A 13,495-nucleotide genomic window follows, 5' to 3' on the forward strand; every position below is an offset into this window, starting at 1 on the left:
GGCCCGCCGCTCAGGCCAGCGCCGGCTCGCGCCGGAACGGCCGTTCGCCCTCCAGAGCCGGCCGCAGCTTCACCAGTTCCGCCGCGGCGCAATCCAGGAAGGCGCGGATGCGCGGCGAGGCGCGCAGGTCCGGGTGCGTCAGCAGCCAGACGCCCGGCGCGAAGTCGGGATTGATCGGCGACAGGCGCACGAGGTCCGGCCGCTGGTCGGCGATGAAGCAGGGCAGGTGGCCGAGCCCGATGCCGTCCTCGACCGCCTCGGTGAGGCCCAGCACTGTGTTCACCTTCAACACGATGCGCTCGGGATCGACATGGTCGCGCACGTAGCGCGCCACCTTGAAATGGCTGAACTGGTCGCCGAGCGACACCCAGGGCCGCTGGTAGAGCGTCGCGGGGTCGAGCCCGGCATGCCCGACGGCGTCGCCGAACTCGCTGCGCCTGCCGTACAGCGCCCATTGCAGCGAGGCGACGCGGCGGCCCACCAGCGTCTCCGGCGGGTTGTCCGTCGGGCGCACCGCGATGTCGGCGTCGCGCTTGGAGAGGTTCAGCGCGGCGTTGGAGATCACCACGTCGAGCCGGATGTCGGGATATTGCGCGCGGAAGGACACGAACACCGGCCGCAGCAGATAGAGCAGCATGGTGTCGTTGGTCGTCACCCGCACCTCGCCTGAGGGCGTCAGCGTCTGTCCGGCGAGCTTGCGGGAGAACTCCAGCACGTCGCGCTCCATGCGCTCGGCCAGGGCCACCATCTCCTCGCCCGCCGGCGTCATGCCGTAGCCGGCGCGGTGGCGCTCGAACAAAGGCGTTCCGAGCCGCTTCTCGATCTCGCCCAGCCGGCGGAACACGGTGGAGTGGTTCACCCCCAGCGCGTCGGCCGCTCCCGTGAGCGAGCGGCTGTCAGCGACCGCCTTGACCAGTCGAAAATCGTCCCACGCCATTCTTTCCATTGCGAACCTGCAATCTTTCCCTTTCCAACTCTCGCATGGATTTGCGAAAGAGAAAAGATAACTGTGGCGGAGACAGACGGACCGGACGTCCCGCCGGTCGGCTCACCACAGGAAAATCGCCATGATCGACACCAGAAACGGCCCGTACGGCCTCTTTGTCCTGCGCGTCTCGCTCGGCGTGATGTTCATCGCCCATGCCTGGCTCAAGTACGCGGTCTTCACCATGCCGGGCTTCGAGGGCTTTCTCGGGCAGGTCGGCCTGCCGGCCTTCCTGGCCTGGCCGATCGTGCTGGCCGAACTCTTCGGCGGCGTCGCGCTGGTGGTCGGCTTCTACGGCCGCTGGGTCGCGGCGGCGCTGATCCCGCTGCTGCTCGGGGCGCTGAACGTCCACCTCGGCAATGGCTGGCTGTTCACCAACCCCAATGGCGGCTGGGAATATCCGGCGTTCCTGGTGGTCGGCGCGCTGACGGTGGCGCTGGCCGGCGAGGGGGCTTTCGCGCTGCGCCGCGCCGCCATGCCGCTGTTCGGCGCGCCCGTCGCCCGGACGGCCTGACCTCCAGAACTCCGTTCACGACCGGAAACCCCGCCGCGTCCCCCGCGCGGCGGGTTTTTCGCGTCAGCCGCGCGGGGCGGCGGCGCGGCGCAGCCGGTCGTTGATCGCTTCGCCGAGACCCGTCATGGGGATAGGCGTCACCGCGATGGTCGCCGCCCCTTCGGCGTCGAGCGCGCGCAGCGCGGCGAACAGGCCGGACGCCGCCTCGACGAGATCGCCCGACGGGCTGAGGTCGCGCGTCGCGACAGCCCGCTCCAGCCCGGCCGGTTTCGCGCCGCCGAACAGCAGCGCGGCCTCGCCGGGCGCGATGTCCACGGCGTCGAGCCGCACCCGCGCGCGCGGAGCGTAGTGCGAGGCCAGCATGCCGGGCGCGAGCGGCGCTTCGCCCTCCTCGGGCGCGTCGTGACCGCCGCTCGCCAGCGTCTCGCCGAGCAGGGCTTCGATCGCCTCGCGCGGCACGCCGCCGGGCCGCAGCAGCACGGGCGCGTCGCCAAGGCACGAGACGATGGTCGATTCGAGCCCCACGCGCGTCGCCCCGCCGTCGAGCACGGCGTCGATGCGGCCGTCGAGGTCGGCGAGCACGTGCGCCGCCTCCGTCGGGCTGACGCGGCCGGAGCGGTTGGCGGAGGGGGCCGCCACGGGGCGGCCGGTCGCGGCCAGCAAGGCGCGGGCGACGGGATGGGCCGGAACGCGCAGCGCCACGCTGCCCAGCCCCGCCGTGGCGAGGTCGGCGACGGCGCAGTCCGCGCTCTTCTCCACCACCAGCGTCAGCGGGCCGGGCCAGAAGGCGCGCGCCAGCGCCAGCGCCTTCGGCCCGAAGCGGCCCTGGGCCAGGGCGGCGTCGACGTCCGGCACATGCGAGATCAGCGGGTTGAAGCTCGGCCGCTCCTTGGCGGCGTAGATGCCGGCCACGGCGCGCGCGTCGGTGGCGTCGGCCCCCAGCCCGTAGACGGTCTCGGTGGGGAAGGCGACGAGCCCGCCTTCGCGCAGCAGCGCGGCCGCTTGCGCGATCCCCTCGGGATCGGCGGCGAGGCGGCGCGTGGCGCGCGGCGCGGGAAAAGCTGCGGCGGTGGTCAAACTGCGGAGCCCGAGCATTCACATTTTCGGTTGGGCCTGCCATAGCACGCGGGATAACCTCGCCGCCAACCCGATCCGAGGCCGCCCCGCACGCCGGCGCGAGCCCGATTGCAGGCAGGAGCCTCCATGAGCTATCGCGCGCCCGTCGACGACATCCTCTACACGCTGCGCCACGTCGCCGGGCTCGATCGCCTCGAGGCGGACGGGCTCGCGCCCGAGCTGGCGGACGGGATGGCCGACGCGGTGCTGCGCGAGGCGGGTCGCTTCGCCACCGAGCGCGTCGCGCCACTCAACCGTATCGGCGACAAGGTCGGCTCGGTGCTGAAGGACGGCCGCGTGACGACGCCGCCCGGCTGGCGCGACAGCTATCGCGACTGGGCGGAGGCGGGCTGGAACGGGCTCGCCTCGCCGCCCGAGCATGGCGGGCAGGGCCTGCCGAACCTGATCCAGTCCGCCTGCATCGAAATGTGGAACTCGGCCTCGATGGCGTTCTCGCTCGGCCCGCTGCTCACCGCCGGCGCGGTGGAGGCGCTGGCCAGCCACGGCTCGGACGAATTGAAGCGCCTCTATCTGCCCCGCCTCGTCAGCGGCGAGTGGATGGGCACGATGAACCTCACCGAGCCGCAGGCGGGCTCCGACCTCGCTGCGCTGCGCGCCCGCGCGGAGCGCGCCGGCGACGGCAGCTACCGCATCTTCGGCCAGAAGATCTTCATCACCTATGGCGAGCACGACATGGCGGACAACATCGTCCACCTCGTGCTCGCGCGCCTGCCCGACGCGCCGCCCGGCACGCGCGGCATCTCGCTCTTCGTTGTCCCCAAGGTGCTGGTCAACCCGGACGGGACGCTCGGCGCGCCGAACGACGTGCGCTGCGCCGGCGTCGAGCACAAGCTCGGCATCCATGCCTCGCCGACCTGCACGATGATGTTCGGCGACGCGGGCGGCGCGGTCGGCTACCTCGTCGGCGAGGAGAATCGCGGCCTCGCCTGCATGTTCACGATGATGAACAACGCCCGCCTCGGCGTCGGCCTGCAGGGCGTCGCCATCGCCGAGCGCGCCTTCCAGCAGGCGCTGGACTATGCCGGGCAGCGGCGGCAGGGACGCGCGCCGGGCGCGGCGGGGGAGGGCATGAGCCCGATCATCGACCACGCGGACGTGCGCCGCATGCTCATGTGGATGCGCGCCCAGACCGGGGCCGCGCGCGCCATCTGCTACCTCACCGCCGAGGCGCTGGACCGCGCCCGACGAGCGCCGACGCCGGAGGCGCGCCGCGAGGCCGCCGACCGCGCCGCGCTGCTGACGCCGGTCGCCAAGGCCTATTCCACCGATATCGGCGTCGAGGTCGCCTCGCTCGGCGTGCAGGTGCATGGCGGCATGGGCTACATCGAGGAGACGGGCGCGGCGCAGCACCTGCGCGACGCGCGGATCGCCGCCATCTACGAAGGCACCAACGGCATCCAGGCCATCGACCTCGTCACCCGCAAGCTGCCGCTGGCCGACGGCGCGACCGTCCGCGCCGCCATCGCGGTCATGCGCGAGACAGTGAACGCGCTCGCGGCGCGCAACACGCCGGGCTTCGGACAGGCGGCGGCGCGGCTCGGCGAGGCGGTCGACGCGCTCGACCGCGCCACGGCGTGGATGCTGGCGGCGGCAACGGACGGGCGGCAGACCGAGGCGCTGGCCGGCGCGACGCCCTATCTGCGGCTGTTCGGCGTCGGCCAGGGCGGCGTGTCGCTGGCGAAGGAGGCGATGGCGGCGCTCGACGATTCCGGCCAGTCCGAGCAAGGGCGCACCGCGCGCGTCGCCACGGCGCGCTTCTTCGCCGAGCAGATCGCGACCGAGGCGCCCGGCCTGGAGCGCGCGGTGGTGGACGGGGCCGGGGCGGTGGCGGACGCCGCCAGGGTGTTCGCTTCGTGAGCGGCGGGCCGCTGGAGGGGCGCGTCTGCGTCGTCGCCGGCGCCTCGCGGGGCGTCGGGCGGGGCGTCGCCGTCGGGCTGGGGGAAGCCGGCGCGACGGTGATCTGCAGCGGCCGCTCGACGCGGTTCGGCCACCGCACGGAAGGACGCCGCGAGACGGTGGAGGACGCCGCCGAGGCGGTGGAGCAGGCGGGCGGCAAGGGCTACCCTTACGTCTGCGACCACACCGACCCCAAGGCGCTCTACGATTTCGCGGCCTGGGTGCTGCGCCGCTTCGGCGCGCCCTCGCTCGTCGCCTGCGCGGTGTGGGGCGGCAACGAAGGCTTCGACGGGGACCATTACGCCGATGGCTCGCGCTACGGCACGCCCTTCTTCGCGCGGCCCTTGCAGCCGTTCGAGACTGCGATGCTCACCGGCCCCTACGCCGTGCTGGCGACGGCGCGCGCCTTCGCGCCGGTGATGATGCCGGCGGGCCGGGGGCTGTTCGTCTCCGTCGGCTTCGACGCCGCCGACGCGTATCTGGGCGACGTGTTCTACGACCTCGGCAAGGCCGGCATCCTGCGCGCCGCGCGCGCCATGGCGGCCGAACTCGCCCCGCACGGGCTCGCCAGCGTCCACCTGACGCCGGGCTTCGTGCGCACCGAGCGCGTGCTCGACGCCGGGCACGGGCCGATGGCGACGCAGTCGCCGCTCTATGCCGGGCGCGCCGTGGCCGCGCTCGCCGCGCTCGACGACCCGATGGCGCTCAACGGCCAATCGCTGTTCGTGGCGGACCTCGCTCGCCGCTTCGGATTCACCGACATCGACGGCACGCAGCCGCCGCGCTTCGACATCTCCGCTCCGCCTCCGGCGGGGCCGGACAGCGCCCCATAGGAAGGAAGCCGGCATGATCATCGTCCACCGCGTGACGGGCGCGCCGCCGGGCGCGTCGCCGTTCGAGCGCCGCGTGCTGGAGAGGGGCGAGCCGATCCCGGAGGATGTGATCTGGATCGACCTTATCGAGCCGACGCCGGCGGAGGACAAGCAGGTCGAGGCCTTCCTGCGCATCGCCATCCCCACGCGGGAGGAGATGAGCGACATCGAGCCGTCCGAGCTGCTCTACACCGAGGACGGCGCGCGCTACATGACGGCGCGCGTGGTCCACAACGTAGACGTCGACCCGGAGGTGAACGGCATCACCTTCATCCTGCGCGACAGGGTGTTGGTGACGGTGCGCTATTCCGACCCCAAGGCGTTCCAGATGTTCACCAACCGCATCTCCCGCCCCGACGGCTGCGCGCCGACGGCGGAGGCGATCATGTCCGGCCTGTTCGAGACGATCATCGACCGCGCCGCCGACGTGCTGCAGGCGACCGGCGCACGGCTCGACCGGCTGGGCGACAAGGTGTTCGAGAGCAAGTCCGACCCCAAGGGCCGCAGCGCCGAGTTCCAGGAGACGCTGCGCGCGCTCGGCCGGCACGGCGACATCATCTCCAAGATCCGCGAAAGCCTCGTCTCTCTGGAGCGCGTGCTGCTGTTCCTCTCCGTCAGCTACCGCACCGCGCGCGTGCCGCTGGAGCTGCGCGAGGCGGTGAAGACGACCTTGCGCGACCTGCAATCGCTCGAGGAGCACGCGACCTTCCAGTCGCAGAAGATCCAGTTCCTGCTCGACGCCACGCTCGGCCTCGTCAACCTCGAGCAGAACAACATCATCAAGCTGTTCTCGGTGGTGGCGGTGATCTTCATGCCGCCGACGCTGGTCGCCTCGATCTACGGCATGAACTTCCGGACCATGCCGGAGCTGGACTGGACTCTGGGCTACCCGATGGCGGTCGGCATCATGGTGCTGGCGGGCCTGCTGCCCTACCTGTTCTTCCGCTGGAAGCGCTGGCTCTAGGCGATGTGCGGGCGGTTTTCCCTCAGCGTCACGCCGCAGGATCTGCGCGCCTTCTTCCGCTACGAGGACCAGCCGAATTTCCCGGCGCGCACCAACGTGTCGCCCACCGAGCCGATCGGCGTCATCCTGGGGCGCGGCACGGCGCGGCGGTTCCAGCTCATGCGGTGGGGCTTCATCCCCGCCTGGGTGAAGGACCCGTCCGAGTTTCCGCTGCTCTTCAACGCGCGAGGCGAGACCATCGCCGACAAGCCGGCCTTCCGCCACGCCGCGCGACGGCGGCGCTGCATCGTCCCGGCGGACGGGTTCTACGAGTGGCGGCGCGAGGCGAAGGGCAAGCAGCCCTGGCTGGTGACGCGGCGCGACGGCAAGCCGATGGCGATGGCCGGGCTGTGGGAGACCTATGTCGACCGCGAGGGCGGCGAGATCGACACCGCGCTGGTGGTGACCACCGACGCCAACGGGCCCGTCAGCGCGCTGCACGACCGCATGCCGGTGATCCTGGAGGAGGCCGACTTCGACACCTGGCTCGACACGTCGGACGAGGATTTGCGCGAGGCGATGAAGCTGGTGCGCCCGGCGGCCGACGACGTGCTGGCGATGACGCCGTGCGATCCGCGCCTGCCGCTCTCCGAACGCGTCCGTTTTTCGGCCCCGCGCCCCGAGCCGGCCGCGCCGGCGAAGCCGCGAAAGGCCAAAGGCGGCGACGACGGCGGGCAGCAGAGCCTGTTCTAGGCTCGGCCCGCTACAGCACCTTGCCCGGGTTGAGGATGGAGTTCGGGTCGAGCGTCGCCTTGAGCGCGCGCATCAGGTCCATCGCGACGGGGTCCTTGAAGCGCGGCAGCAGGTCGCGCTTCAGGCGGCCGATCCCGTGCTCGGCGGAGATGGAGCCGCCATAGCGCGCCACGTAGCCGTGGACGAGCTCGTTGACCTCGCCCCAGCGGGCCAGGAACGCCGCCTTGTCCGCGCCCACCGGCTGCGTGACGTTGAAATGCAGGTTGCCGTCGCCGAGATGGCCGAACGGCATCGGCCGGCAGCCGGGCACGAGGCGGGACAGCGCCTCGTTGACCTCCTCGATGAACTCCGGCACGCGCGCCACAGGCAGCGAGATGTCGTGCTTGATCGAGCCGCCCTCGAAGCCCTGCGCCTCCGACAGCGCCTCGCGCACGCGCCACAGCGCGTCGCGCTGGTCGAGCGACACGGCGACGGTGGCGTCCTCAACCGTGCCGGCCTCGATGGAGGCGGCGAGCAGCGTTTCGCAGCGCTCCTGCAATCCCGGGTCTGACGGGGACGACCATTCCATCAGCACGTACCATGCGTGCCGGCCGGCGAGCGGGTCGCGGCAGCCCATGTGCGTCACCACCGTGTCGACGCCGAAGCGGGGGATCAGCTCGAAGGTCGTCACCGCGCTTCCCACGTGCGCCTTGGCGGCGGCGAGCAGGTCCAGCGCGGCGCGCGGGGAGGGCACGCCGCAGAAGCTGGTGACGACCGATCGGGGCCGCGGGAACAGCTTCAGCACGGCGGCGGTGATGACGCCCAGCGTGCCTTCCGAGCCGATGAAGAGGTGGCGCAGGTCGTAGCCGGTATTGTCCTTGCGCAGCTTGCCCAGCCCGTTCCACACCCGCCCGTCGGCGAGGACGACTTCCAGCCCCAGCACCAGCTCGCGGGCGTTGCCGTAGGCGAGCACGGCGGTGCCGCCGGCATTGCTGCCGAGATTGCCGCCGATGGTGCAGGCGCCCTCCGAGGCGAGCGACAGCGGGAACAGCCGGTCGGCCGACTCGGCCGCCTGCTGCGCGCGCAGCAGCGTGACGCCGGCCTCCACCGTCATCGTGTCGGAGAGCGGGTCGACCTCGCGGACGCGGTCGAGACGCGTCAGCGACAGAACGATCTCGTCGCCACGCTCGAACGGGATGCTGCCGCCCACCAGGCTGGTGTTTCCGCCCTGCGGCACCACGGCGACGCCTTCCCGGTTGGCGTAGGCCAGCACCTCGGCGACCTCGCGCGTCGAGCCGGGACGCACGACGGCGGCGGCGCGCCCGCGGAACAGGCCGCGCCATTCGACCAGATATCCCGCCATGTCGTTCGCGTCGGTGACGACGTAGCGGTCGCCCACGATGGCGGCGAGCCGCGCGGCGAGGTCGGCGGGCAGAGGCGGGCGGGCGGGGGGGCGCGGGCCGTCCATCGTCGTCATCCCAGGGTGCGGCGTCGTTGGCCGGGCCGCTTCTTTTCGAACACGCCCACCAACTCGACGTGGGCGGACTGCCAAAACTGGTCCACCGGCGTCACGCGCGCAAGCGTATAGCCGCCGGCGACCAGCAGGGCCGCGTCGCGCGCGAAGCTGGCGGCGTTGCACGACACCGCGACGACGACGGGCACGGCGGAGCCGGCAAGCTGGCGCGCCTGCGCCTCCGCCCCGGCGCGGGGCGGGTCGAACGCCACGGCGTCGAAGCGGGCGAGTTCAGGCCCGAGCAGCGGCCGGCGGAACAGGTCGCGCGTCTCGACGCCGATCGGTTTCAGGCCGGGCGTCTGCCGCGCCGCGCGGTCGAGCGCCAGCATGGCCGCGCCGTCGCTCTCGACGGCATGGACCGACGCCCGCTCGGCGAGACGCAGCGCGAAGGGCCCGACGCCGGCGAACAGGTCGGCGACGATTTTGGCCTTGCCGACCGCCTCGACGACGAGGCGCGCCAGCGCTTCTTCGCCCTGGGCGGTCGCCTGCAGGAAGCCGCCCGGCGGCGGAGCGACAATCGCCTTGCCCATGGTGACGAGCGGCGGCCGGCGCTCGACGACGACGTCGCCGTGCAGCGAGAGGCGCGCGAGGTCGAGCCGCTCGGCGAGCAGCGCCAGCGAGCGCCGCTGCGAGGGCGAAGCCGGGCCATGGCCGCGCACGTCGACGTCGATGCCGCCGGCGGTGGCCGTGAGCTGCACGTCGAGCGGCTTGCCCGCTCCGCCCAGCGCCTCGCCCAGGGCGCGAGCCAGGGCGGGGGCGTCGGCCAGCGCCGGGACGAGCAGCGGGCAGGCGTCGAGCGGCACGACCTCGTGCGAGCGCGCCGCCATGAAGCCGGCGATCGCCACGGGGCGGCCCTCGCCCGGCGCGCGGCGCACGTGGAAGGTGGCGCGCCGGCGGCCTTCGCCGTGCGCCGCCACCAAAGGCTCCACCGGCGCGTCGAGCCGCGCGTGGCGCAGCGCCGCCACCACGCCCTCGCGCTTCCAGGCGGCGTAGGTCGCCGGGTCGGCGTGCTGCATGACGCAGCCGCCGCAGCGCCCGTAATGCGGGCAGAACGGCGCGACGCGGGAAGGCGAGGGCGTCTCCACCGCGACGAGGCGGCCGCGCTCGCCCTCGACCTCCGCCTCGACGGTCTCGCCGGGCAGCGCGCCGGCCACGAAGACCGGGCCGCCGGGACCGTCCGCGACGCCGTCGCCGCGCTGGCCGAGACGGGTGATGAGGAGGCGTTCGGTCATGAGGCGTGCTCTCGCGGCGCGGCGGGAAACGCGCCCCGGCGCGCGCCGATCAGGTACTCGATATTGCCGTCTCCGCCGGCAATGGGCGAGACGATGACGCCGTCGACGCGCCAGCCCTGCTCCTCGACCTGCCGGGCCACGCGCTCGCAGGCCGCGCGCCGCACGGCCTCGTCGCGGACGATGCCCTTGCGGACCTGCCCGCGACCGGCCTCGAACTGCGGCTTGACCAGCGCGCACAAAGCCGCGTCGGGCGCGGCCAGCGCCAGCACGTGCGGCAGCACGAAGCCGAGCGGGATGAAGCTGACGTCGAACGTGACGAGGGAGGGCGGCGCGCCCAGCTCCGCCGCCGTCAGCGACCGCGCGTCGCGCCCTTCCATCGAGACGAGGCGGGGCTCTCCGGCGAGGCTGCGGTGGAGCTGGCCGTGGCCGACATCGACGGCGAGCACGCGCGCCGCGCCGCGCGCCAGCAGCACGTGGCAGAAGCCGCCCGTCGACGCGCCGATGTCGAGGCATTGGCGGCCGGCGGGGTCGTAGCCGAATTCGTCGAGCGCGGCGGCGAGCTTCAGGCCCCCGCGCGACACCCACGGATAGGCCGGGCGCGCCTCCATGGCGGCGTCGTCGGCGACCGGCTCGGAGGGCTTGCGCACGGCGACGCCGTCGACGCTGACGAGGCCGGCGGCGATGGCTTCCTGCGCCTTGGCGCGGCTCTCGAACAGGCCGCGGCGGACGAGGGCGAGGTCCGCGCGCTCGGTGCTCATGGGAAGCGACCGGGGGCGGTCAGGCGATCCGGCCCGTGGCCGCGCCGGCGGCGGGGGCGGCGTCGAGCGTGGCCAGCACCTTGGCGACGATGCCTTTCGCGTCGAGCCCGGCGGCGGCGTACATGCGGTCGGGCTTGTCCTGGTCCTGGAAGACGTCGGGCAGCGTCATGGCGCGCACGCGCAGGCCGCCGTCCAGCAGCCCGGCCTCGGCGAGGTGCTGCATGACGAACGAGCCGAAGCCGCCCACCGAGCCTTCCTCGACGGTGATCAGCACCTCGTGCCCGCGCGCCAGCCGCTCCACCAGCTCGGTGTCGAGCGGCTTGGCGAAGCGGGCGTCGGCGACGGTGGTGGAGAGGCCGCGCGCGGCGAGGTCGTCGGCCGCCTTGAGGCATTCCGCCAGCCGCGTGCCGAGCGACAGGAGCGCGATGCGCGAGCCCTCGCGCAGAACCCGGCCCTTGCCGATGGGCAGCGGCACGCCGCGGTCCGGCAGCTCCGCGCCGACGCCTTCGCCGCGCGGGTAGCGGAACGCGATGGGGCCGGACTGGTGGGCGGCGGCGGTGGCGACCATGTGCATCAGCTCCGCCTCGTCGGCGGCGGCCATGACGACCATGTTGGGCAGGCAGCCCAGATAGGCGATGTCGAACGAGCCCGCGTGCGTCGCGCCGTCCGCCCCGACCAGCCCCGCGCGGTCGAGCGCGAAGCGCACCGGCAGGTTCTGGATGGCGACGTCGTGGACCACCTGGTCGTAGGCGCGCTGCAGGAAGGTGGAGTAGATGGCGACGAACGGCTTGTAGCCCTCGGTCGCCAGCCCGGCCGCGAAAGTCACGGCGTGCTGTTCGGCGATGCCGACATCGAAGGTGCGGCCCGGAAACTCGCGGCCGAACATGTCGACGCCCGTCCCCGACGGCATGGCGGCGGTGATCGCAACGATCTTGTCGTCCTCGCGCGCCTCGCGGATCAGGCTGTCCCCGAACACCTTGGTGTAGGTGGGGAAGTTCGCCTTCGGCCGGGACTGCGCGCCGGTGATGACGTCGAACGTGTTGACGCCGTGATACTTGTCGTCGGACGCCTCGGCCGGCGGGTAGCCCTTGCCCTTCTGCGTGACGACGTGGATCAGGATCGGCCCGGCATGCGCGTCGCGCACGTTGCGCAGCACCGGCAGCAGGTGGTCCAGATTGTGGCCGTCGATGGGGCCGACATAGTAGAAGCCCAGCTCCTCGAACAGCGTGCCGCCGGTGACGAAGCCGCGCGCGTGCTCGACGGCGCGGGTGATGGCGGTGTCGAGCCGCTTCGGCAGGTGGCCGGAGACCTGCTTGCCGATGTCGCGCAGCGTCAGGTAGGCGCGTCCGGAGAGCAGCCGCGACAAATAGGCCGACATCGCGCCCACGGGCGGGGCGATCGACATGTCGTTGTCGTTGAGGATGACGATGAGGCGGGAGTCCAGCGCGCCGGCGTTGTTCATCGCCTCGTAGGCCATGCCGGCGGACATCGCCCCGTCGCCGATGACGGCGATGACGTTGTTGTCGCGCGCGTCGAGGTCGCGCGCCACCGCCATGCCGAGCCCGGCGGAAATCGACGTGGAGGAATGCGCCGCGCCGAACGGGTCGTACTCGCTCTCGCTGCGCTTGGTGAAGCCGGACAGGCCGCCGCCCTGGCGCAGCGTGCGGATGCGCTCGCGCCGGCCGGTGAGGATCTTGTGGGGATAGGCCTGGTGGCCGACGTCCCAGATCAGCCGGTCGCGCGGCGTGTCGAACACGTAGTGCAGCGCCACCGTGAGCTCGACCACGCCGAGGCCCGCGCCGAGGTGGCCGCCGGTCACCGACACGGTGTCGACGGTCTCGGTGCGCAGCTCGTCGGCGACCTGCCGCAGCTGCGCGGGGTCCAGCCGGCGCAGATCGGCCGGGTCGTGGATCGTGTCGAGCAGTGGCGTCTTGGTCGTGGTCATCGCGGCCCGTTTCGGACGGTTGCCCCGTCCATCAAGTCGCGCGCACCGTTACACCACTCGGCCGGCCCGGGCAAACGTGGCCGGGGCGCAAACGTGCGGCGAAAGGCCCCCTCAGCGGTCCACGTCGAGAGGCTCGACGCGCTTGGGCTGGCCGTTGGCCCCCAGCGTGATCTTCTCGACGCGGCTCTCGGCCTGGCGCAGTAGCGCCTCGCAGCGGATCTTCAATTTCTCTCCGCGGGAATAGATCGCCAGCGACTCCTCCAGCGCCACGTCGCCGCGCTCGAGCTTATTGACGATCTGCTCGAGCTCGGCCAGCGCCTTCTCGAAGGGCATGGCGTCGATTTCGGCGGCCAGCGCCGCTTCGTCCTGGGCGGGCGCGTCGCTCACGCGGCCTCTCCTCATGCTGTGCAACTCGGGGGTGTTATCGGGCGGCGCGGCGCGCGATGCAAGGGCGGGTCACACCGGCAGCACGGTGGTGCGCTTGACGGTGCGCAGCGCCAGCGTCGACTGCACGCGCACCACGCCGGGCAGGGTGGTGAGCGCGTTGCGGTGGATGCGCTCGAAATCCGCCGTGTCGGCGAAGACCACCTTGAGCAGGTAGTCCGCAGTGCCCGCCAGCAGGTAGCATTCCAGGATCTCGGGGTGGCGGGCCACGGCGGCCTCGAAGGCGTCCAGGCTCTGCCGGCCCTGCTGGTCCAGCGTCACGAACACGAAGGCCGCGCCCGGCAACCCCGCCGCCGCCTCGTCGAGCAGCATCACGGTGCCCTTCACCAGGCCGGAGTCTTCCAGCAGCTTGACCCGGCGCAGGCAGGCGGAGGGCGAGAGGTTGACGCGCTCGGCGAGGTCGGCGTTCGTGATGCTGCCGTCCTTCTGCAGCACCGACAGGATCGCACGATCTCGCGCGTCGAGTTCGATTTTTCGCATCAATCGCCGCCCCCGGCCCTGAGGGGACGCATTATATGCGAAGA

Annotated in this window: 13 protein-coding genes; 5 read left to right on the plus strand and 8 right to left on the minus strand. The window is 72.5% G+C overall.

Annotation, left to right across the window (positions count from 1 at the left end):
• Positions 1 to 10: 10 nt before the first annotated feature.
• Entirely contained in the window at positions 11 to 937 is a 927-nt protein-coding gene (locus NK718_RS10970; RefSeq protein WP_254741777.1) for a LysR family transcriptional regulator, read from the minus strand.
• Positions 938 to 1,067: 130 nt separating this feature from the next.
• On the opposite strand from NK718_RS10970, the gene NK718_RS10975 reads away from it, so the two are divergent.
• Positions 1,068 to 1,499 carry a DoxX family protein gene (locus NK718_RS10975; RefSeq protein ID WP_254741779.1) on the plus strand — a complete coding sequence of 144 codons (432 nt, stop codon included), beginning with the start codon at positions 1,068 to 1,070 and terminating at the stop codon, positions 1,497 to 1,499.
• A 63-nt stretch (positions 1,500 to 1,562) separates the two neighbouring features.
• On the opposite strand, the gene NK718_RS10980 is transcribed toward NK718_RS10975, so the two are convergent.
• On the minus strand, positions 1,563 to 2,594 hold the full coding sequence (locus NK718_RS10980) for an L-threonylcarbamoyladenylate synthase (RefSeq protein ID WP_254741781.1): 1,032 nt from the start codon (positions 2,592 to 2,594) through the stop codon (positions 1,563 to 1,565).
• A gap of 108 nt (positions 2,595 to 2,702) precedes the next feature.
• Between NK718_RS10980 and NK718_RS10985 the strand changes: the two genes are divergently transcribed.
• The 4 genes from NK718_RS10985 to NK718_RS11000 are packed head-to-tail and all read left to right on the plus strand — an operon-like array spanning position 2,703 to position 7,100.
• Positions 2,703 to 4,493: an acyl-CoA dehydrogenase family protein gene (locus NK718_RS10985; protein ID WP_254741783.1), complete on the plus strand. Its 1,791-nt coding sequence runs from the start codon at positions 2,703 to 2,705 to the stop codon at positions 4,491 to 4,493.
• Positions 4,490 to 5,365, plus strand: a complete 876-nt coding sequence (locus NK718_RS10990; protein ID WP_254741785.1) for an SDR family NAD(P)-dependent oxidoreductase — start codon at positions 4,490 to 4,492, stop codon at positions 5,363 to 5,365. Before NK718_RS10985 ends, NK718_RS10990 begins: the two co-directional genes overlap by 4 nt.
• 13 nt (positions 5,366 to 5,378) lie before the next feature.
• Positions 5,379 to 6,368 (plus strand): magnesium/cobalt transporter CorA, encoded by a 990-nt coding sequence (gene corA, locus NK718_RS10995; RefSeq protein ID WP_254741787.1) that lies wholly within the window; start codon positions 5,379 to 5,381, stop codon positions 6,366 to 6,368.
• A gap of 3 nt (positions 6,369 to 6,371) precedes the next feature.
• Positions 6,372 to 7,100 (plus strand): SOS response-associated peptidase, encoded by a 729-nt coding sequence (locus tag NK718_RS11000; protein ID WP_254741789.1) that lies wholly within the window; start codon positions 6,372 to 6,374, stop codon positions 7,098 to 7,100.
• 10 nt (positions 7,101 to 7,110) lie between these two features.
• Here NK718_RS11000 and NK718_RS11005 read toward each other — a convergent pair whose 3' ends face one another.
• The 6 genes from NK718_RS11005 to NK718_RS11030 all read right to left on the minus strand — a co-directional run bounded on the left by NK718_RS11005 (position 7,111) and on the right by NK718_RS11030 (position 13,451).
• Complete coding sequence (locus tag NK718_RS11005; protein WP_254741791.1) at positions 7,111 to 8,547, minus strand: FAD-binding oxidoreductase; 1,437 nt, start codon at positions 8,545 to 8,547, stop codon at positions 7,111 to 7,113.
• A 5-nt stretch (positions 8,548 to 8,552) separates the two neighbouring features.
• Positions 8,553 to 9,824: a class I SAM-dependent RNA methyltransferase gene (locus NK718_RS11010; protein WP_254741793.1), complete on the minus strand. Its 1,272-nt coding sequence runs from the start codon at positions 9,822 to 9,824 to the stop codon at positions 8,553 to 8,555.
• Entirely contained in the window at positions 9,821 to 10,582 is a 762-nt protein-coding gene (locus NK718_RS11015) for a TlyA family RNA methyltransferase (RefSeq protein WP_254741795.1), read from the minus strand. Before NK718_RS11015 ends, NK718_RS11010 begins: the two co-directional genes overlap by 4 nt.
• Positions 10,583 to 10,601: 19 nt before the next feature.
• On the minus strand, positions 10,602 to 12,527 hold the full coding sequence (dxs, locus tag NK718_RS11020) for a 1-deoxy-D-xylulose-5-phosphate synthase (protein WP_254741797.1): 1,926 nt from the start codon (positions 12,525 to 12,527) through the stop codon (positions 10,602 to 10,604).
• A gap of 111 nt (positions 12,528 to 12,638) precedes the next feature.
• On the minus strand, positions 12,639 to 12,929 hold the full coding sequence (locus tag NK718_RS11025; protein ID WP_371877268.1) for an exodeoxyribonuclease VII small subunit: 291 nt from the start codon (positions 12,927 to 12,929) through the stop codon (positions 12,639 to 12,641).
• A 54-nt stretch (positions 12,930 to 12,983) separates the two neighbouring features.
• Positions 12,984 to 13,451 (minus strand): Lrp/AsnC family transcriptional regulator, encoded by a 468-nt coding sequence (locus tag NK718_RS11030; protein WP_254741800.1) that lies wholly within the window; start codon positions 13,449 to 13,451, stop codon positions 12,984 to 12,986.
• Positions 13,452 to 13,495 lie beyond the last annotated feature (44 nt).

It is taken from the genome of Alsobacter ponti, assembly GCF_024294805.1.
Classification (GTDB): Bacteria; Pseudomonadota; Alphaproteobacteria; order Rhizobiales; family Beijerinckiaceae; genus Alsobacter; species Alsobacter ponti.

Bases quoted from the DNA above. Each gene is read 5' to 3' on its own strand.
- NK718_RS10970 (WP_254741777.1), bottom strand. From the start codon at position 937: ATGGCGTGGGACGATTTTCGACTGGTCAAGGCGGTCGCTGACAGCCGC.
- NK718_RS10975 (WP_254741779.1), top strand. From the start codon at position 1,068: ATGATCGACACCAGAAACGGCCCGTACGGCCTCTTTGTCCTGCGCGTC.
- NK718_RS10980 (WP_254741781.1), bottom strand. From the start codon at position 2,594: ATGCTCGGGCTCCGCAGTTTGACCACCGCCGCAGCTTTTCCCGCGCCG.
- NK718_RS10985 (WP_254741783.1), top strand. From the start codon at position 2,703: ATGAGCTATCGCGCGCCCGTCGACGACATCCTCTACACGCTGCGCCAC.
- corA (WP_254741787.1), top strand. From the start codon at position 5,379: ATGATCATCGTCCACCGCGTGACGGGCGCGCCGCCGGGCGCGTCGCCG.
- NK718_RS11000 (WP_254741789.1), top strand. From the start codon at position 6,372: ATGTGCGGGCGGTTTTCCCTCAGCGTCACGCCGCAGGATCTGCGCGCC.
- NK718_RS11005 (WP_254741791.1), bottom strand. From the start codon at position 8,547: ATGGACGGCCCGCGCCCCCCCGCCCGCCCGCCTCTGCCCGCCGACCTC.
- NK718_RS11010 (WP_254741793.1), bottom strand. From the start codon at position 9,824: ATGACCGAACGCCTCCTCATCACCCGTCTCGGCCAGCGCGGCGACGGC.
- NK718_RS11015 (WP_254741795.1), bottom strand. From the start codon at position 10,582: ATGAGCACCGAGCGCGCGGACCTCGCCCTCGTCCGCCGCGGCCTGTTC.
- dxs (WP_254741797.1), bottom strand. From the start codon at position 12,527: ATGACCACGACCAAGACGCCACTGCTCGACACGATCCACGACCCGGCC.
- NK718_RS11025 (WP_371877268.1), bottom strand. From the start codon at position 12,929: ATGAGGAGAGGCCGCGTGAGCGACGCGCCCGCCCAGGACGAAGCGGCG.
- NK718_RS11030 (WP_254741800.1), bottom strand. From the start codon at position 13,451: ATGCGAAAAATCGAACTCGACGCGCGAGATCGTGCGATCCTGTCGGTG.